Origin of the sequence: Brevundimonas sp. SL130 (genome assembly GCF_026625805.1) — a bacterium.
Taxonomy (GTDB): domain Bacteria; phylum Pseudomonadota; class Alphaproteobacteria; order Caulobacterales; family Caulobacteraceae; genus Brevundimonas.
In genome coordinates this window covers 2,910,339-2,929,273 of the sequence record NZ_CP113064.1, presented here as the reverse complement: position 1 = coordinate 2,929,273, position 18,935 = coordinate 2,910,339, and the positions used below count along the sequence as shown (strand labels likewise).

The following is an 18,935-nucleotide window of genomic DNA, read 5'->3' as shown; positions in this document are numbered from 1 at the left end:
ACCGTTTCCGGGGCCGATGTTGGGCGCCGAGCCCGCAGGACAAGGATGACGGATCCAAGCGGGAGCCGCTACTCCACCAATGGCCCCTGCCTCGGTTTCGCCAGCTCCCGCTGTCCCGCTGTTGAACGGTGCAGGATGCGTCGCGCCCATTGGGCCACGTCGTCGATGATGGTGAAGATGGCCGGGATGTAGAGCAGGGACAGGAAGGTCGAGGAGATCAGTCCGCCCAGCACGGCGATGGCCATGGGCGAGCGGAACTGGACGTCTGCGCCTATGCCCATGGCGATGGGCACCATGCCTGCGCCCATGGCGAATGTGGTCATCAGGATCGGACGGGCCCGCTTGTGCGCGGCGTCCATGATGGCCTCGTATCGGGGCATCCCGTCCTTCTCGGCCATGATGACATAGTCGACCAGCAGGATGGAGTTCTTGGCCGCGATCCCCATCAGCATCAGCACCCCGATCAGGGCCGACATGGAGAAGTTGGCGCCGCCGATGGCCAGGGCGATGAAGGCGCCGCCGATGGCCAGGGGCAGGGCCGCCATGATGGTGATCGGATAGGCGAAGCTTTTGAACAGCAGGGTCAGAACCGCATACATCAGCAATATGCCCGAGGCGAAGGCGACGCCGAAGCCGGTCAGCATCTCCTGGATGAACTCGGCGTCGCCGGCCGGCACCTGGCGCACGCCGGCGGGCAGGGCCTTGACGGAGGGCAGCTGGTTGACCGCCGTGCCGGCCGCCCCGGTGGTGATGCCGTCCAGTTCGGCGCTGATCGAGGCGATGCGCGACCGGTCCTGGCGGGACACGGTGGCCGGACCGGCGCCGAACTCGATGTCGGCGACGGCGCTCAGCGGCACCGAGGCGCCGTTGTTGCCCGGCACGCGCAGGGTTTCCAGCACGCTCAGGTCCTTGCGGGCCTCTTCGGTCAGCTGCAGCCGGATCGGGATCTGGCGGTCGCCCAGATTATATTTGGGCAGGTTCTGGTCGACGTCGCCGATCGTGGAGACCCGGACCGCCTGGGAGATGTCGCCGGCCGAAACCCCGGCCAGGGCCGCTTCGTCTGGACGCGGCGTGACCAGGATTTCCGGACGGGCGATGGCGGCCGAGTTGACCACATTGGCCAGGCCCGGGACGCCGCGCATCTCCTCTTCCACCTTGCGCGCCGCTGCGGTCAGGGCGACCGGATCGTCGCTCAGGATCGAGAAGGTGTAGGTGGTGCCGTCGCCGGGACCGCCGCCCGACTGGGCGATGCCGGCCCGGATGCGGGCGCCGGGGATCTGTTTCATCTCGTCGACCATGACCCGCGCAAAGGCCTGCTGGCTCAGCTCGCGGTCGCCCTTGGGCACCATGTCGGCATAGATGTTGGCCTGGGTCACGTCCTGGCCGCCGATGGCGGCATAGACCGAGGTGACCTCGGGGCGCGCCTCCAGCTTGCGGGTGATCTGCTGCACCACGGCGTCAGTCTGGCGCAAGGTCGAACCCGGCGGCAGCTCGACCTGGAAGGCCGCGCGCGCCGTGTCGCCCGGCGACATGAACTCGAACGACATCTTGGCCACGACCGAGGTCGCGATCGACCCGACCAGGAACAGGATGCCGATGATGAAGACCTTCCACCGATTGCCCAGCGACCAGCGCAGGGCCTTCAGATAGCCGCTCATCCAGAAGGGATCGCGGTCCTCATGGTGGGAGTGTTTCAGGATGAAGGCCGCCATCAGCGGCGTCAGGGTCCGCGCCACCAGCAGCGAGAAGGCCACGGAGACGCAGGCCGCCAGGGCGAAGGCCTTGAAGAACTGGCCGATGATGCCGGGCATGAAGCCGACGGGCGCGAAGACGGCGATGATGGTGGCCGTGGTGGCCACGACCGCCAGGCCGATCTCGTCCGCCGCCTCCAGCGAGGCGTCATAGGGCGGCTTGCCGTCGCGCATGTGGCGGACGATGTTCTCGATCTCCACGATGGCGTCATCGACCAGAATGCCGATGGTCAGCGACAGGGCCAGCAGGGTGACGACGTTCAGCGACTGGTCCAGCGGGCCCAGGATGGCGAAGGTCGGGATCAGCGACATTGGCATGGCCGTCGCCGCGATCAGGGTGGCCCGCCAGTCGCGCAGGAAGATGAAGACGATGATGACGGCCAGCACGCCGCCCAGCAGCAGGGCCTCAAGCGAGGCCAGATAGCTTTCTTCGATCTCCTCGACGCTGGCCGTGACCTGGCTGATGGTCAGCTCGGGATGGGCCTCGTCGATGGTCTTGACCGCTTCACGGACCTTTTCCGCGACCTTGACCTCGGACGCCGTGCGCGAGCGCAGGAAGTTGAAGGTCACGGCTTCCTGGCCGTTGTAGCGGGCCAGGCGACGCGGCTCGCTCCACTTGTCCTCGACCGTGCCCAGATTATCCAGTCGGACGGTCTTGCCGTCGCCCAGCGGCACCAGGGTCTCGCGCAGCTGCGCCAGCGAGGTGGCGGCGCCCAGGGTGCGCACGGCCCGCTCTGACCCGGCGATGGTGACGCGGCCGCCGGGCAGGTTGTTGTTGACGCTGGTCAGGGCCTGGCTGACCTCGGCCGCCGTGACGCCATAGGCGGCCAGCCGCTGCGGATCCAGTTCGACCCGCATCTCGCGATCCACCCCGCCCGAGCGGTTGACCTCGCCCACCCCGCCCAGGGCCAGCAGGGCGCGGCTCATCTCATTGTCGATGAACCAGCTGATCTGTTCCGGCGTCATGGTCGGCGACCGGACCACATAGGTGATCAGGGCGTCGCCGGTGATGTCGATGCGCTGGACGGTCGGCTCCTGCATGTCCTGAGGCAGGCTGGCGCGCACGCCGCTCATGGCGTTGCGGACGTCGTTGGTCGCGCGCTCGGTGTCCGTACCCAGTTCGAACTCGATAGAGGTCGAGGAGACGCCGTCGGTGACGCTGGAATAGATGTGGCGCACGCCGGATAGGCCGGCGATCGAGTCCTCGATCAGCCGCGTGACCTGGACCTCCATTTCCGCCGGCGCCGAACCGGGGCGGGCGGCCGTGACGGCGACCAGCGGGAAGTCGATGTCAGGGTTCTGATTGATCCGCATCCCCATGAAGCCGACCACGCCGCCGAGCGTCAGCAGCAGGAACAGCAGGATGATCGGAATCGGATTTTTGATCGCCCAGGACGATATCTGGTTCATGGGTCGGTCCTACTTGGCCGCAGGCTGTGTAGCGGGGCGGGCGCCGCCGGGGGCCTGGGCGACATTGACGCGGTCGCCCTCGTTCAGGAAGCCGGCGCCGTCGACGATGACCTGGGCGCCCAGATTGACGCCGGTGACGGCCGTCTGGGTGTCTGTCCGCGACAGGATCACGACCGGCTGGAAGTGAACCCGGCTGTCGGCGACCAGGGTGAAGACCCCCGGCTTGTTGTCGCGATACAGGACCGCGCCGGTGGGCACGGTGGTGGCGGGCTGGTCACCGACGTCGATGTCGGCGCGGGCGAACATGCCGGGCCGCAACTGGGCGCCGGGCGACAGCGAGATGCGCGCCAGGCCCAGGCGGGTATTGGCGTTGACCTCGGGCGTGACGATCCGGACCGTGCCGGAGGTGGTTCCGGCCTCGCTGGAGGTCACTGTCGCCGGCTGGCCGGCCCGGACCTGGGCCAGCTCGGTCTCGGGCACCTGGGCGTCCAGCTCCAGCCGACCGTCGCGGACCATGCGGAACAGTTCGGTCCCGGCGGCGATGATCTGGCCCTTGGTCACGCTGCGGCTGATCACCAGGCCGGCGACGGGCGCGCGGATGGTGGCCTGGGACAGTTGCGTCTGGGTCTGGGCCAGGGTGGCGCGGGCGGCGGCCAGATTGGCGTTGGACGCCCGCTGGTTGGCCAGGGCGGTGTCCAGCGAGGCCTGAGACAGGAAGCCCCGTTCCTTAAGCTGCTGAGCCCTGTCCAGGGCCGCGTCGTCGCGCGCCACATTGGCCTCGGCCAACTGCACCTGGGCCTGCTGCTGGCGCAGCTGGGCGCGCAGCAGGACGTCGTTCATCTGCACCAGGGGCTGGCCCTGACGGACGTAGGCGCCTTCATCCACATAGACGGCGACGGCGGTCAGCCCCCCGGTCTCGGCCGCGACCGGGACTTCCTCCCAGGCCGAGACGCTGCCCGAGGCGGTGACGGTGCGCCGCAGATTGGTCTGGGTCACTGTGGCGGCGGTGACGGTCTGGCGCGAGCCGCCGGCGGCCTTTTCCTCGGCCGCCTCGTCGCCATTCCCTCCGCAGCCGGCCAGTAGGAAGGCCGACACGGCGAGGGCGCCAAGGCTAATGGCGGTTCGGGTCGTCTTGGACACGGGGAATTCCTCGGTTGCAGGCGAAGCGGATCGCCGGCTCACGCCGGTTATCGGGAGGCGCGATCCATACCGCGTCCGCGACCCGCTCTCAAACGCCGATCCATATTGTTGCAAAGGCTTAATCTGACACTGTGTGAGGAGCGGATCACGACGCCCGCTGGCCCCGGACCTCTACGCGTGATAGGGGCGCGCGGATGACGACTCCCCCTATCTCGAACATCCGGAACTTCAGCGTGGTCGCGCACATCGACCACGGCAAGTCCACCCTGTCCGACCGACTGATCCAATTCACCGGCGGCCTGACCGCGCGGGAGATGAGCGAGCAGGTGCTCGACAATATGGATATCGAGAAGGAGCGGGGCATTACGATCAAGGCGCAGACGGTGCGCCTGAACTACCGCGCCAAGGACGGGCAGGACTATGTCCTGAACCTGATGGACACGCCGGGCCACGTGGACTTCGCCTATGAGGTGTCGCGCAGCCTGGCGGCGTGCGAGGGCTCGCTGCTGGTCGTGGATGCGTCCCAGGGGGTCGAGGCCCAGACGCTGGCGAACGTCTATCAGGCCATTGATAACAACCACGAGATCGTCCCCGTCCTGAACAAGGTCGATCTGCCGGCCGCCGAGCCCGAGCGGGTCCGCGCCCAGATCGAGGACGTCATCGGCATCGACGCCTCCGAGGCCGTGCTGTGCAGCGCCAAGTCCGGCATCGGCATCGAGGACGTCCTCGAAGCCATCGTCACCAAACTCCCGGCGCCCAAGGGCGACCCCGACGCCCCGCTGAAGGCCATGCTGGTCGACGCCTGGTACGACCCCTACCTCGGCGTCGTCGTCTTGGTGCGCGTCTTCGACGGGGTGCTGAAGACCGGCATGAAGGTCAAGATGATGCGCAACGGCTCGACCCACCTGATCGACCGGGTCGGCGTCTTCCTGCCCAAGAACACCCCGGTGGACCAGCTGGGCCCCGGCGAGGTCGGCTTCATCACCGCCCAGATCAAGGAAGTCGCCCACGCCGCCGTCGGCGACACCATCACCGATGAAAGAAAGCCGACCGCCGAACCGCTGAAGGGGTTCAAGGAGGTCCAGTCGGTGGTCTTCTGCGGCCTGTTCCCGGTCGACGCCGCCGATTTCGAGGACCTGCGCGCCGCCATCGGTAAGCTGCGCCTGAACGACGCCAGCTTCACCTACGAGATGGAATCCAGCGCCGCCCTGGGTTTCGGCTTCCGCTGCGGCTTCCTCGGCTTGCTGCACCTCGAGATCATCCAGGAACGGCTCAGCCGCGAGTTCAACCTGGATCTGATCGCGACCGCCCCCTCGGTGGTTTACAAGATCGGCCTGCGCGACGGCTCCGAGATCGACCTGCACAACCCGGCCGACCTGCCCGACGTGATGCAGATCGAGACCATTTCCGAGCCCTGGATCAAGGCCACCATCCTGACGCCCGACGAATACCTCGGCAGCGTGATCAAGCTGTGCCAGGACCGCCGCGGCTCGCAGGTCGAACTGTCCTACGTCGGCGCCCGCGCCATGGTGGTCTACGAACTGCCGCTGAACGAGGTGGTGTTCGACTTCTACGACCGGCTGAAGTCGATCTCGAAGGGCTATGCCTCGTTCGACTACGAGATCACCGAATACAAGGTCGGCGACCTGGTGAAGATGTCCATCCTGGTCAACGCCGAACCGGTGGACGCCCTGTCCATGCTGGTCCACCGCGCCCGCGCCGAGACGCGCGGCCGGGGCATGGTCGAGAAGATGAAGGAGCTGATCCCGCCCCACCTGTTCGTCATCCCGATCCAGGCGGCCATCGGCGGCAAGATCATCGCCCGCGAGACCGTGCGCGCCCTGCGCAAGGACGTGACCTCGAAATGCTACGGCGGCGACGCCACGCGCAAGAAGAAGCTGCTGGAGAAGCAGAAGGCAGGCAAGAAGAAGATGCGTCAGTTCGGCAAGGTCGAAATCCCGCAGGAAGCGTTTATCGCCGCGCTCAAGATGGACGAGGACTAAAACCCTTCTCCCTCCCCTTCATGGGGAGGGACGGCGGAGCGGAGCGAAGCCCGGGTGGGGCCGTGTCAGCCCGCACGGCCCTTTTGTACGCCACCCCGCTCGCGCCCCTTCGGGCCCCACCCCGATCGCTGCGCGATCGCCCCTCCCCATGAAGGGGAGGGAGAGCTACGGCCACTCCACCTCCACCCCCTCCGGCACGCCCACCGCCCGGCGCCAGTCCTGCGGGTGCAGCCGCGCCATTTCTTCATCCAGCCGCCGCAGCGGCCTCAGCACCCCGTCCTCGTCCCAGAACACCTCGGCCCACGGATGCCCCGCCTCGCGCGCCCGTTCCCGGTCCCGCGCCGCCGCCTCGGCCCCCAGATGGTCGGCGCGCCAGCGATACAGCCACGGAATATGCCAGTGCGGCGCCCGCGTCAGCCGCTCGTCCTGCATCGCCTCGACCAGACATTCCGCCAGCGCCCGCGCCTCTTCCAGACGCCCCTCGAAGGCGTCCCGCCGCCCCTGCACATAGGCGCCCCAGCCCTCGGCCGGCTCCACCGGCCCCGCCTTCGGGTCGGGCCGCGTCCAGCCCTCCGCCTCGCGCCGCTTCCACAGGGCGTGAACCCCGACGTCATACCGCCGCGCCACCGACCGCGCGGTCTCCCCATCCTCCCACGCCTTGCGCACCTCGGCCCAGACGGCGTCGGATCGGATCTTGCGGTGGATGCCCTGGCTCATGTCCCCACGCCTAAACCGCCGTTACGCCAAACCCGGACGCAACCCTCTTCCTTCTCCCCTTAGCGCAACGACGAACGTGTTATTTATGGTACGATCAATCCAGCCGCAGGCCTGGGAAGCGCCCGATGACGACAGACATGAAGTTCCGCGATCCGTCGGACCTCGCCACCCTGGACGACGTCCTCGACGAGGACGGCATCCGCGAGGAGGTGACCCTGCGCGCGGTCAAGAGCGTGATCGCCCTCCAGCTCCAGCAGGCGATGAAGGCCCAGGGCCTGACCCGCGCCGCCATGGCCGCCGAAATGGAGACCAGCCGCGCCCAACTGAACCGCGTCCTCGACCCGGAGGCGTCGAACGTGACGCTGGACACGCTCAGTCGTGCGGCACGGGTGCTGGGGCATTCGCTGAAGGTGGAGCTGGTTTAGCCGTCAACCCGCCCCGCCTTTCGTCATCCTCCGGCGAGCGTAGCGAGACCGGGGGACCCAGCGGCGCCGAAGGCGAAATCCATCCGCCGCACACTGTCTGAACACCGAGTCCGCGACAGGCTCGCGCTCCCGCGCGCCGCTGGGTCCCCCGGTCTGCGCCGCGAAGACGCGGCTTGCCGGAGGATGACGAAAGATCAGGGGGATGCCCGAACCCCAAATCGCCCGCGCGCTTCGCAACGAAGATGCTATGGGGTGGCTGGCTGATTTGTGATGGCGCTTTACGGTGATCGTCGGCGTGAAAACAGCTTCACTTGAGAACGAAATCGGAACATTCTTGGATTCATGAGCAAGGATCAAATGAACTCCATTGAACTGTTCGCGGGCGCCGGCGGGCTTGGCATCGGCCTCCACCGCGCGGGGTTTTATCCCTTGAAGGTGGTCGAGCGTGACGCCTACTGCTGCGACACGATTCGCGAGAACCAGAGACGCGCGGGTTCCGTGGTCGCGGACTGGGCCTTGGAGCAGGGCGATGTTCGGTCGGTCGATTTCGGCGCCTATTCCGGCAAGCTCGACCTGATCTCCGGCGGGCCGCCCTGCCAGCCCTTTTCCATGGGCGGCAAGCACAAGGCCTATGACGACGCGCGTGACATGTTCCCCGAGGCCATTCGAGCGGTGCGGGAGGCGCAGCCGAAGGCCTTCGTATTCGAAAACGTCAAAGGCCTGACGCGGGCCAGCTTCCAGAACTATTTCGAATATATCCAGCTTCAGATGCGGCATCCCGAGATCACGGCGCGGCCGGATGAGGACTGGAGCGAGCATCATGCGCGGCTGGAACAGCATCATATGTCCGGATCTCGCGAAGGCCTGAACTATCGGCTGGTGACCCGTCTGCTGAATGCCGCGAACCACGGTGTTCCGCAGAAGCGCGAACGCGTCCTGTTCGTGGGGTTCCGCGAAGATCTCGATCTTGAATGGTCTTTCCCGGTCGAAACCCATTCGGCGGAGGCCTTGCTTTGGGAACAGCATCGCGATGCGACCTATTGGGATCGTCACAAGGTGGCTCGCAAAGATCGCCCCGAGAAGGAGGCCATGGCTCAGCGCGCCCTGCGCATGGACGCCAAGCCGACGACCGCGCCATGGAAGACTGTGCGCGACGCCATTGCTGATCTGCCTGACCCCGAACATTCACCGCATAAGGCGAAGGCGATTTCGAACCACCGGTTTCAATCTGGGGCGCGCAGCTATCCTGGCCATACGGGCAGTCCCCTGGATGAACCGGCGAAGACCCTGAAGGCGGGTGTGCACGGCGTGCCGGGCGGCGAAAACATGCTGCTGAAGCCGACGGGCGAAGTGCGCTATTTCACCGTCCGTGAAAGCGCGCGCTTGCAGACCTTCCCCGATGACTATGTATTCCACGGCTCGTGGAGCGAGACGATGCGACAACTGGGGAATGCGGTGCCGGTACGATTGGCGGAAATGGTCGGCAAGGACGTGGCGCGGCGGCTGAGGTTCGCCGCGTGATCGGCAAGTCTGACTTCGCGGATGAGATCGAGGCCATCCGCCAGCAGGTGCGATCTTTCGTCGAGACAGCGACGGAAAAGGCGCTTCAACCCAAGCTTCGCAATCGGCTGGACCTCGCCCTTCGCGGATTGGTTCAAGACGTTGAAGGCGCGCTACAGCGGATTGATCCCATCGCCTTGCCCTCAGTGGTGTTCGATCCCAGCAATCCTAAGATCATCGGTCGTTTCACCGCTCTGGCCCTTGTGGCGCAGGACCGGGAGTCGCTTGCCGAGATAGGCAAGTTCTATGGGTCTGGCGTTTATGCGATCTACTACCGAGGCGATTTCGAACCCTACGGGCCGCTAAAGAATAGTGAGACCCCGATCTATGTGGGACAGGCGGCGCCAGCCTTGGCGAATGCACACACCGCTCGAGACCAGGGACCCAGGCTTGCGGCGCGACTGAATGAACATCGGAAGAACATCGCGAAAGCCGAGACCACGCTGAGGGTGGAAGATTTCGAGGCGCGTTTTTTGGTCGTGCAATCCGGATGGGAGACCGCTGCGGAGGATTTTCTGATCCACCTGTTCCGACCCGTTTGGAACAGCGAGACGAATATTCTGTATGGCCTTGGCAAGCACGGCGACGATGCGACCACACGCGCCAACAAGCGTTCGCCATGGGACACGCTACATCCCGGCCGAGTCTGGGCCGCAAAATCCATTGAGGATGCGCGGACGCCAGATGTGATCATAGGCGATCTCGAAGCGCATTTCCGTTCGCATCCGCCTTTGATGACGCGCGAGGAACTGCTCGATACTTTCTTCGCGGGGTTAAGGCAGCGATAGCCCCTACAACCGCCCCTTCCTAAACGCCTCCGCCTTCTCCGCCGCCGCTTCCGCGCGCCACTTCTTCGGCGCCGACCGGTCCACCTCTTCGCCCGCCCCCGTCAGGGCCTCGTTGGCGAATTCCAGGTCGAGCAGCTTCATGCGCTTGATCTCGTCGCGCAGGCGGCCGGCTTCTTCGAACTCCAGGTTGGAGGCGGCTTCGCGCATGCGGCCTTCCAGGTCTTTGAGCGCGGCCTGGAAGTTTGAGCCGACGAAGGGTTTGGAGGCTTCGGCGACGCCGGGGCGGGTCAGGCGGTCCATCTCGCGGGACTCATAGGGGCTGTCCATCAGCTCCTTGATGTCGCGCTTGACGCTTTCGGGCGTGATGCCGTGTTCGGTGTTGTAGGCCATCTGGCGTTCGCGGCGGCGGTCGGTCTCGGCGATGGCGCGCTCCATACTGCCGGTCATGCGGTCGGCGTACAGGATGACGCGGCCGTCGATGTTGCGCGCGGCGCGGCCGATGGTCTGGATCAGCGAGGTCTCGGAGCGCAGGAAGCCCTCCTTGTCCGCGTCCAGGATGGCGACCAGGCCGCACTCAGGGATGTCCAGCCCCTCGCGCAGCAGGTTGATGCCGATCAGGCAGTCGAAGGCACCCAGACGCAGGTCGCGCAGGATCTCGATCCGCTCCAGCGTGTCGACGTCGGAGTGCATGTAGCGGACGCGGATCCCCTGTTCATGCATGTATTCGGTCAGGTCCTCGGCCATCTTCTTGGTCAGGGTGGTGACCAGGCTGCGGTAGCCGGCGCGGGTGGTGGCCTTGACCTCGTCGATGACGTCGTCGACCTGGTTGCGGGTCTGGCCCGAGACCGGGCGGATCTCGACGGGGGGGTCGATCAGGCCGGTGGGGCGGATGACCTGTTCGACGAAGACGCCGCCGGCCTGGTCCATCTCCCAGGCGCCGGGGGTGGCGCTGACGTGGACGGTCTGGGGGCGCATGGCCTCCCATTCCTCGAACTTCAGCGGGCGGTTGTCGATGCAGGAGGGCAGGCGGAAGCCGTATTCCGCCAGGGTGGATTTGCGGCGGTAGTCGCCGCGGAACATGCCGTTGATCTGGCCGATGGTGACGTGGCTCTCGTCCACGAACAGCAGGGCGTTGTCGGGGATGTATTCGAAGAAGGTGGGCGGGGGCTCGCCCGGGGCGCGGCCGGTCAGCCAGCGGGAATAGTTCTCGATGCCGGCGCAGCTGCCGGTGGCCTCCATCATCTCCAGGTCGAACCGGGTGCGTTGCTCCAGGCGCTGGGCCTCGAGCAGTTTGCCGTTCTCGATCATCCAGTCCAGCGTCTCCTTCAGCTCGGCCTTGATGCCGGCGGCGGCCTGGTTCAGCGTCGGGCGCGGGGTCACATAGTGGCTGGCGGCGTAGACGGTGATCTCGGTCAGGTCGGCGGTCTTCTTGCCGGTCAGGGGGTCGAACTCGGCGATGGACTCGATCTCGTCGCCGAACAGGGAGACGCGCCAGGCCCGGTCCTCCTGGTGGACGGGGAAGATCTCGATGGTGTCGCCGCGCTTGCGGAACATGCCGCGGTCGAAGGTCAGGTCGTTGCGCTTGTACTGCAGCGCGATCAGATCGGCCCGCAGCTTCGACTCGTCGATCTGGTCCCCCACCTTCAGCGTGAAGGTCATGGCCGTATAGGTCTCCACCGACCCAATGCCGTAGATGCAGCTGACGCTGGCCACCACGATCACATCATCCCGCTCCAGTATCGCCCGCGTCGCCGAATGCCGCATCCGGTCGATCTGCTCGTTGATCGACGAGTCCTTCTCTATATAGGTGTCGGTGCGGGGGACGTAGGCTTCGGGCTGATAGTAGTCGTAGTAGCTGACGAAATATTCAACGGCGTTGTCGGGGAAGAACGACTTAAATTCCGAGTATAGTTGCGCCGCCAGGGTCTTGTTGGGTGCAAGTATAAGCGCCGGGCGCTGGGTCTGTTCGATGACCTTGGCCATGGTGAAGGTCTTGCCCGAGCCGGTGACGCCCAGCAGCACCTGATCGCGATCGCCCGCCTCGGCCTGGGCGACCAGTTCGGCGATGGCGGCGGGCTGGTCGCCGGCGGGGGTGTATTTGGTCTCGAGCCGGAAGCGGCCGCCCTTCTTCTTGCCCTCGTGCGAGGGGCGGTGGGGCACCCAGTCGGCGGGGGCGGCGACCGGCTCTTCCGGCGTCAGGCGCGGGCCGGCGACAGGGGCGAACATCGGCATCTTGCCCCCGTTCGCGGCGTGGTCGCGTTTGAAGGCGGCGGCGGCCTCGCGCACGCCGGGGTCGGGCGTATGGACGGGCTTGGCCGGCTTTGCGGCGGCGGGCTTCGGCGTCGAAGAACGGTTCATGAACAGAACTTAGTGCTCGGGCGGCGACCGCGCCATGGGGGTGTCTCAAGGCTGATCGACCTTCCGTCAGCGCGGGCGTCAAAAATGGCGGTAAAACGGCGTAATGTGGAAATAAAATGCTATATCGCGCCGCGCAATGGCGCATTTCGCGCGCAATTTGTCCTTGTTCCCAACTTTTATGCGACTTTTTAGTTGTAGTTCGTCTTCGCTACGCCTAGGCCGGTCACATAGCGGATACATTCTGTATATCGGCGATACATACCGTAGTTATACATATCGTATTCGAGTATTAAACAACCTTAGCTGTGAAGAGGCGTATGCGTACTCGTAAGAACAATCTTCTTGCATCGACCATGGTCGGTGGAATTGCAGTCGCTTCCATGGTGATGTTTGCTCCGTCCATGGCGCTGGCGCAGGATGCTTCGGTCACCCAGGCTGAAGAACCGGCTGGTGTTGACGACATCGTCGTCATCGGCTCGCGCATTCGCCGCGACAACTACAACGCCCCGTCGCCGACCCAGGTGGTGACGCGCGAGGAAGCGACCCTTCAGGGCTTCACCTCGACGACCGAGGCGCTGCAAAGCACGGCCGTGACCGGCGGCACCTCGCAGATCAACAACTCGTACGGCGGCTATGTCACCGACGGCGGTCCGGGCGCGAACACGATCGGCCTGCGCGGCATGAGCCCCAGCCGCACCCTGGTGCTGCTGAACGGTCGTCGCGTTTCGCCCGCCGGTTCGCGCGGTTCGGTCGGCGCGGCCGACCTGAACGTGCTGCCGACCGCCATCATCGACCGGGTCGAAGTGCTGCGCGACGGCGCCTCGTCGGTCTATGGGTCTGACGCCGTCGCCGGCGTGGTCAACATCCAGACCCGCAAAAACTTCGAAGGCTTGACCATCGAAGCTCAGCGCAACGAGCCGCTGGAAGCCAATGGCGCAGGCGGTTCAACGCGTCTGTCGCTGACGGCCGGCGTGCAGGGCGACCGCTGGCGCGCCGCCGGTTCGGTCGAACGCTACGAGCGTGACGAACTGACCCTGCGCGACCGCGAGTTCACCCGTTGCCAGACCGACGGCTTCCGCAACGGTCAGGACGACATCGACCCGCTGACCGGCCAGTCGAAATGCTATCCGATCACCACGACCGGCTCGAACGGCGTGACGATCAACACCATCGCCACGGGCTTGACCGCGGGCCAGGCTGCTGCGGGCGCCACCGGGACGCAGTTTAACCGCTGGCGTCCGAACTCGGCCGTCACGACCGGCCTTGTTGGGTTCGAAGGCGTCGGCGGCAACGGCAACGGCGTCAACATCCGTGACACCTTCGAAGACCGGATGTTGAACGAGTCGCTGATTTCGCCCGTCGAGATCACCACCCTGTACGGTGAAGTCGGCTACGACCTGCACGCCCTGGGCAATGCCGAAGTCTATGGCGAAGCCCTGTTCAACCAGCGCAAGTCGTCGCAGACCGGTTATCGCCAACTGGCGCTGGACTACGCCGTCGGCAGCCCGCTGATCCCGACCAACCTGCAAGGCAGCGTCGCCTTCGCCGACCAAGGTCTGAACCAGGGCGACAATGTGGGCGTGCGCGCCTTTATCGGCTTCGGCAACGACCATTCCGAGCAGGAAGTCGATTTCGGCCGCTACGTCGTGGGGATCAAGGGCGACCTCTTCCTGCCGGAATGGCGCTATGACGCCTACGCCAGCTACTCGCGGTCCAAATCGACCTACACCAGCGAACAGTTCCTGACCGCTAATCTGATCGCGTCCCTGGACGTCGTCAGCAATGGTTCGGGCGGGTTCCAGTGCGCCGATCTGGCGTCGAATCCGGGCTGTATCGCCGCCCCGGCGCTGACGACCCAGACCATCGCCGGCGTCCTGCCGCAGGACTGGGTCGACTATGTCTTCCGTCCGGTGACCGGCACGACCGAGTTCATCGAGAAGGTGGTCAGCATCGGCATCGACGGCCCGCTGTTCAGCCTGCCCGCCGGCCGGGTCATGGGCTATTTCGGCGCCGAATGGCGTGAGTCCGAGATCGACGACACCCCGGGCCTCGATTCCCAGTTGGGCAACACCTACAACTACTCCACCTCGGCCATCACGCGCGGTTCGGACTCGGTGAAGGAAGTGTTCGGCGAAATCGAAGCGCCGATCCTGGTCGATCTGCCGGGCGTGCGCGAACTGACCCTGAACGGTTCGTTCCGCTATACCGACTATGACTCCTACGGCGACGACACGACCTACAAGGTCGGCCTGGTCTATCGTCCGATCGACTGGGTCACGGTTCGCGGCACCTACGGCACCTCGTACCGCGCCCCGGCGCTGTTCGAGCAATATGTGGGCGCCACCTCCGGCTTCCTGTCGAACGCCAGCGACGCCTGCAACGAGTTCGGCGCAGACGGCGTGAACGCCAACCGGGTCGCCAACTGCCGGGCCGAAGGCCTGCCGGACACCTATGAGGCGACGACGGGCGTTCAGGTCATCACCGAAGGCGGCGCCGACGCCGGTCTGTCGGCCGAAACCTCGACCAACATGACCGTCGGCCTGGTCATTCAGCCGCCGCTGCCCTCGGGCTGGGGCGATCTGTCCTTCGCCGTCGATTATTACGAGATCGAGGTCGAGAACGGCGTGTCGCGCACCGGCGCGACGGAAATCCTGGACCGCTGCTACGACTCCAACCCGTCGGACTTCGCGGCCGACGCCGGCTTCTGCCGCCTGGTGTCGCGTGATCCGGCCGACAACGGCCTGACCGTCTCGGACAGCTACGTCAATCTGGCCACCGACAATGTGAAGGGTCTGGATTACACCGTCCGTTATCGCCAGGACGTCGGCCCGGGTACGGCGCTGTTCAACCTGGCCATCACCCAGTACACGGAAATCTCGAGCAAGCTGTTCGCCGAGGACGCCCTGGAAGATGACCTGGGCATGCTCGACAATCCGGAGTTCACCGGAACGGCTGACGTCTCCTATGCCTGGGACAAGTGGCGCGTGCGCTACGGCGTCGAATGGATCCAGGGCACCGACAGCTACGCCTACTACGAAGAAGATCCGGCGACGTCGGATCTGGACCTCGAGGCCGACGACTACTGGCTGCACAACGCCTCAGTCCAGTATGCGTCCGACGGCTGGACCGCCACGATCGGCGTCCGCAACCTGTTGAACGACAACCCGCCGACCATCTCGTCGGGCTATTACAACCGGGTCGGCAACGCCTCGCTGTACTCGGGCTACGACTACCTGGGCCGCACGGCCTTCGTGAACCTGACCAAGTCGTTCTAAGGGCGACTCTGTTGAAACAATCAGGGCGGCGGACCGAGGTCCGCCGCCCTTTTGGTTGAGAGATATCGGCCCGTAAACTCTTTGGTCACGTTGGGGCGAAAAGGATTACGTTGGGGTCATGCCGCGCATCAATGCCAATATCACAGCGGGTGGGTAGTCTCATTCTATAGCCAGATTTGACAAAAATGTTCGCATATTGGGAATTTTTTAGTGAAAAAATCGAACTTTGGGTGAAATTTGGGCAGTATTTTTTGGGGCCTGTTTGTCTCAGGAAAGTGGCAAAAATGTAACTTGGCTGCGACGAAAGTGGCGGAAAGGCGACCGACGCTATGTCGCATTTCGTTGGCCGCCCTATAAGAGCGTCGCTGGTCCGCCTGCTTCACGCGGCGGCGCTGATGATTTGAAAGAGGGGCGTGCTAAATATGTTACAATCAAAGAGCCAGTTGCTCGGTTCGACCATGGTTGCGGGCTTTGTTGCCGTAGCGATGATCGCTACGGCTTCTTCTGCGGCCGCACAGTCGACAACGACCGGAGCGCAAACCAGCGCCCAGTCCACGGAACCCACGACGAAGGCCGAGAGCGCTCGCGTGGAAGACATCGTTGTGACCGGATCGCGCATTCGTCGTAACGAGTTCAGCAGCGCCCAGCCCATGAACATTATCACGTCGGAGCAGACTGATCTGCGCGGCGTGCCGGACGCCGCCACCGCACTGCTGAGCTCGGTGCTGGCCGCGAGTTCGTTCCAACTGAATGATCAACTCACCGGCTATGTCACCGCCGGTGGCGGCGGTACGCAGTCCTTGTCGCTGCGCGGTCTGGGTGCGCAGCGCACGCTTGTGCTTTTGAATGGTCGGCGCCTTGGTCCGGCAGGAACGCGCGGGCAGGTTCAGGCCGTTGACCTCAGCATCATCCCGCAGTCGCAAGTCGAGCGCATCGACATTCTGAAGGATGGCGCCTCTTCCATCTATGGTTCCGACGCCGTCGCTGGGGTCGTGAACATCATTACGAAGCGCAACATGGACGGTGGATCCATTAGCGCTTATGCGAGCCAGCCTTTCGAAGGCGGCGGCGAGCAGTATCGACTGGACGCCGCTTATGGCCAGACGATGGACCGGGGTTACTGGAGCGGTTCGGTCAACTATCTGCGAACGGAGATACTGCGCCGTTCGGATCGTGACGACACGTCCTGCGCTGCCGACTATCTGTTCGATCCGGAGACTCAAGAGCGTCTCGACTACATCGATCCGCGCACCGGTTCCTACAAGTGCTTCAACCTGACGAACGGCTATGTTCAGACCACGTCAGGCCTGAACCTCGTGCCGCTGACCCGCTATGGTTCGGCCTACAACTATGCCGTAGCCGGCAACAACTCGCCTTATGCTGGGTGGGCTCGATTCAATCGCGCTGGCTACCCGGGCACCTATCTCTATGCGCCGACCGACTCAGCCCTGTGGAGCAAGTCGTCCGTCATCAGCCCGTCGGAGTCTCTGACGTTGAACTTCTCGGGCGGCTATGATCTGACCCCGAGCGCGGAACTGTACGGGGAGTTTCTGTACAACCGTCGCACTTCGCATCAAAACGGGGTCGCGCAGGTCTTCCAGAGCTTTGCTCAGAGGAACATCATTAACGGGGCGCCGAACTACCTGCCCGCCAGCAACCCCAACAATCTCCTGGGAACCAACGCGGTCACGGTCGGTGTCTATGAATCGAGCTCTAATCAAGAGGTCGACTACTATCGCGGCGTCGCCGGGGTGCGGGGCAGCTTCGGCGCTCTGGATCGCCAGTGGGATTACGACGTCTATGGTCAGTACTCCTATTCCGACGCGGTTTACGACAACGGCCCCCGCATTCTGCTGGACCGGTTCGTCGCGTTGAACAGCCCCAACGTCGCCTGCACCAACACGCCTTTGGGCGGCAATGTGTCGAACTTCAACTGCGCGGACCTGCCCGCAGGTATTCCGTGGATGTCCGATCGCGTTCTGGCCGGCAACTTCACCCAAGCTGAACGTGACTTCCTGTTCGTGACGGAAGAAGGCACAACGACCTACGAGCACGGCTATGTCGAAGGCACCCTGGCGACCGATCGCCTGTTCAGCCTTCCGGCCGGCGACGTCGGCGCCGCCTTCGGCTTCCAAGTCCGTCACGAAGCCATCGACGACACCCCTCCCTACTGGGCGGCAAACCGCAATATTGCGCTGTACACGTCGGCCGCCCGTACGGCGGGTGATGACAATGTCCGCGAAATCTTCGCCGAGTTCGAGGTTCCGCTGTTGAAGGCGCTTCCCTTCGTGGAGGCCTTGGATTTCAACGTTTCGGGCCGCCTCTCGGATTATGACTCTTACGGCACCTCTGACACATACAAGACCAGCTTGAACTGGCAGATTTCGCCCGAGTATCGCCTCCGGGCCAGCTACGGCACCTCCTTCCGTGCTCCTGCGCTCTATGAACTGTATCTGGGTTCGCAGATTGGTTACTCTAGCCAGTCAGCCACCGATCCCTGCTATAACTATGGCGACTCCGGCGTCGACACGACTATCCAGTCAGCTTGCTCCGCCTTGGGGATTCCGGACGACTATACTGCAGTCGGCGGCAGCTCGGTGCCGGTTGCGACCATTGGTGGTGAAGGGCGTCTGGAAGCTGAAACCGGCAAGTCCACGAACTTCGGATTTATCTGGACCCCGTCGTTTGCCGATCTGAATGTCGCGATCGACTACTGGGAGTTGGAAATCAACAATCAGGTCAGCACATTCGGTGGTTACAACATCATCGAACAGTGCCTGCGTGGGAATACAGATTTCTGTGGCCTGTATACGCGAGACGCAACCACCCATTATGTTACGGGTGTCGATAACAGCTACATCAACGTCGCCAAGCAGACCAACCGTGGCATTGACTTTTCGTTCAGCTATTCGCGTGAAATGCCGTTCGGTGATCTGACGATCAGCAGCCAGCACACCTGGAAGCTGGAAGATTTCACGAGTCTGCTGGGTGGGGTTACCGAGAATTATCTCGGCACGACCTTCAACTATAATGGCCCTGCCTATACGGGCAACATGTACTTCACGTTGAGGAAGGGCGACTGGACCTGGTTCTACGGAATCGACGCCATCGGTCGGGGGTCTGATATCTCGGAAGCTGGTGGCCAAGTGTTTGCCAACTCGCGCTATGCCGACCTTGCGAATGGCATAAGCTCGGCGGATTGCTCTGCGGCCAACAACTATTGCGCCTACTATAAGTACTACACCGAGTTTACGACTGTTCACTCTGCGTCCATGCGTTACAATGTTAACGACTGGACGTTCCAGGTCGGTGTCAACAACCTGTATGATGAGCGTCCGCCTGCGGTGAATACTGGCGAGTTCCGCGTGGGTACGGCCGCTCTTAACGGCTATGACATGCGCGGTCGTCGCGGCTACGTGCGGATTTCAAAGACCTTCTAATCCGGGCGTATCGGCTGAAGTTTGAGGCGGCGGGGAAACCCGCCGCCTCTTTTTTTGCCGCGGCCGCC

Annotated in this window: 10 protein-coding genes; 6 read left to right on the top strand and 4 right to left on the bottom strand. The window is 64.2% G+C overall.

Going from position 1 to position 18,935, the window contains the following annotated elements; translation table 11 throughout:
- Positions 1-68 precede the first annotated feature (68 nt).
- Both OU998_RS14340 and OU998_RS14335 read right to left on the bottom strand, forming a co-directional pair.
- A complete protein-coding gene (locus tag OU998_RS14340; RefSeq protein WP_267514331.1) occupies positions 69-3,161 on the bottom strand; it encodes an efflux RND transporter permease subunit in 3,093 nt (1,030 codons plus the stop codon).
- Positions 3,162-3,170: 9 nt separating this feature from the next.
- Positions 3,171-4,301: an efflux RND transporter periplasmic adaptor subunit gene (locus tag OU998_RS14335; protein ID WP_267514330.1), complete on the bottom strand. Its 1,131-nt coding sequence runs from the start codon at positions 4,299-4,301 to the stop codon at positions 3,171-3,173.
- A gap of 194 nt (positions 4,302-4,495) precedes the next feature.
- On the opposite strand from OU998_RS14335, the gene lepA reads away from it, so the two are divergent.
- Positions 4,496-6,304: a translation elongation factor 4 gene (lepA, locus tag OU998_RS14330; RefSeq protein ID WP_267514329.1), complete on the top strand. Its 1,809-nt coding sequence runs from the start codon at positions 4,496-4,498 to the stop codon at positions 6,302-6,304.
- A 165-nt stretch (positions 6,305-6,469) separates the two neighbouring features.
- On the opposite strand, the gene OU998_RS14325 is transcribed toward lepA, so the two are convergent.
- On the bottom strand, positions 6,470-7,021 hold the full coding sequence (locus OU998_RS14325; RefSeq protein WP_267514328.1) for a hypothetical protein: 552 nt from the start codon (positions 7,019-7,021) through the stop codon (positions 6,470-6,472).
- 125 nt (positions 7,022-7,146) lie between these two features.
- Here OU998_RS14325 and OU998_RS14320 point away from each other — a divergent pair, with 125 nt between their 5' ends.
- From OU998_RS14320 to OU998_RS14310, 3 genes are all read left to right on the top strand, one after another.
- The gene (locus OU998_RS14320) at positions 7,147-7,446 is read left to right on the top strand and encodes a helix-turn-helix domain-containing protein (RefSeq protein WP_267514326.1); all 300 of its coding nucleotides are present in this window, start codon (positions 7,147-7,149) and stop codon (positions 7,444-7,446) included.
- Between the two features lie 357 nt (positions 7,447-7,803).
- Positions 7,804-8,967, top strand: coding sequence for a DNA cytosine methyltransferase (locus tag OU998_RS14315; protein WP_267514324.1), 1,164 nt, complete (start codon positions 7,804-7,806; stop codon positions 8,965-8,967).
- Positions 8,964-9,794 carry an Eco29kI family restriction endonuclease gene (locus tag OU998_RS14310; protein ID WP_267514323.1) on the top strand — a complete coding sequence of 277 codons (831 nt, stop codon included), beginning with the start codon at positions 8,964-8,966 and terminating at the stop codon, positions 9,792-9,794. Before OU998_RS14315 ends, OU998_RS14310 begins: the two co-directional genes overlap by 4 nt.
- Before the next feature lie 3 nt (positions 9,795-9,797).
- Here OU998_RS14310 and uvrB read toward each other — a convergent pair whose 3' ends face one another.
- A complete protein-coding gene (gene uvrB / locus OU998_RS14305) occupies positions 9,798-12,152 on the bottom strand; it encodes an excinuclease ABC subunit UvrB (RefSeq protein WP_267514322.1) in 2,355 nt (784 codons plus the stop codon).
- A gap of 317 nt (positions 12,153-12,469) precedes the next feature.
- Here uvrB and OU998_RS14300 point away from each other — a divergent pair, with 317 nt between their 5' ends.
- On the top strand, positions 12,470-15,427 hold the full coding sequence (locus tag OU998_RS14300; RefSeq protein ID WP_267514321.1) for a TonB-dependent receptor domain-containing protein: 2,958 nt from the start codon (positions 12,470-12,472) through the stop codon (positions 15,425-15,427).
- Between the two features lie 422 nt (positions 15,428-15,849).
- Positions 15,850-18,867: a TonB-dependent receptor domain-containing protein gene (locus OU998_RS14295; RefSeq protein ID WP_267514320.1), complete on the top strand. Its 3,018-nt coding sequence runs from the start codon at positions 15,850-15,852 to the stop codon at positions 18,865-18,867.
- Positions 18,868-18,935 lie beyond the last annotated feature (68 nt).

Bases quoted from the DNA above. Each gene is read 5' to 3' on its own strand.
- OU998_RS14300 (WP_267514321.1), top strand. From the start codon at position 12,470: ATGCGTACTCGTAAGAACAATCTTCTTGCATCGACCATGGTCGGTGGA.
- lepA (WP_267514329.1), top strand. From the start codon at position 4,496: ATGACGACTCCCCCTATCTCGAACATCCGGAACTTCAGCGTGGTCGCG.
- OU998_RS14320 (WP_267514326.1), top strand. From the start codon at position 7,147: ATGACGACAGACATGAAGTTCCGCGATCCGTCGGACCTCGCCACCCTG.
- uvrB (WP_267514322.1), bottom strand. From the start codon at position 12,152: ATGAACCGTTCTTCGACGCCGAAGCCCGCCGCCGCAAAGCCGGCCAAG.
- OU998_RS14315 (WP_267514324.1), top strand. From the start codon at position 7,804: ATGAACTCCATTGAACTGTTCGCGGGCGCCGGCGGGCTTGGCATCGGC.
- OU998_RS14325 (WP_267514328.1), bottom strand. From the start codon at position 7,021: ATGAGCCAGGGCATCCACCGCAAGATCCGATCCGACGCCGTCTGGGCC.
- OU998_RS14340 (WP_267514331.1), bottom strand. From the start codon at position 3,161: ATGAACCAGATATCGTCCTGGGCGATCAAAAATCCGATTCCGATCATC.
- OU998_RS14295 (WP_267514320.1), top strand. From the start codon at position 15,850: ATGTTACAATCAAAGAGCCAGTTGCTCGGTTCGACCATGGTTGCGGGC.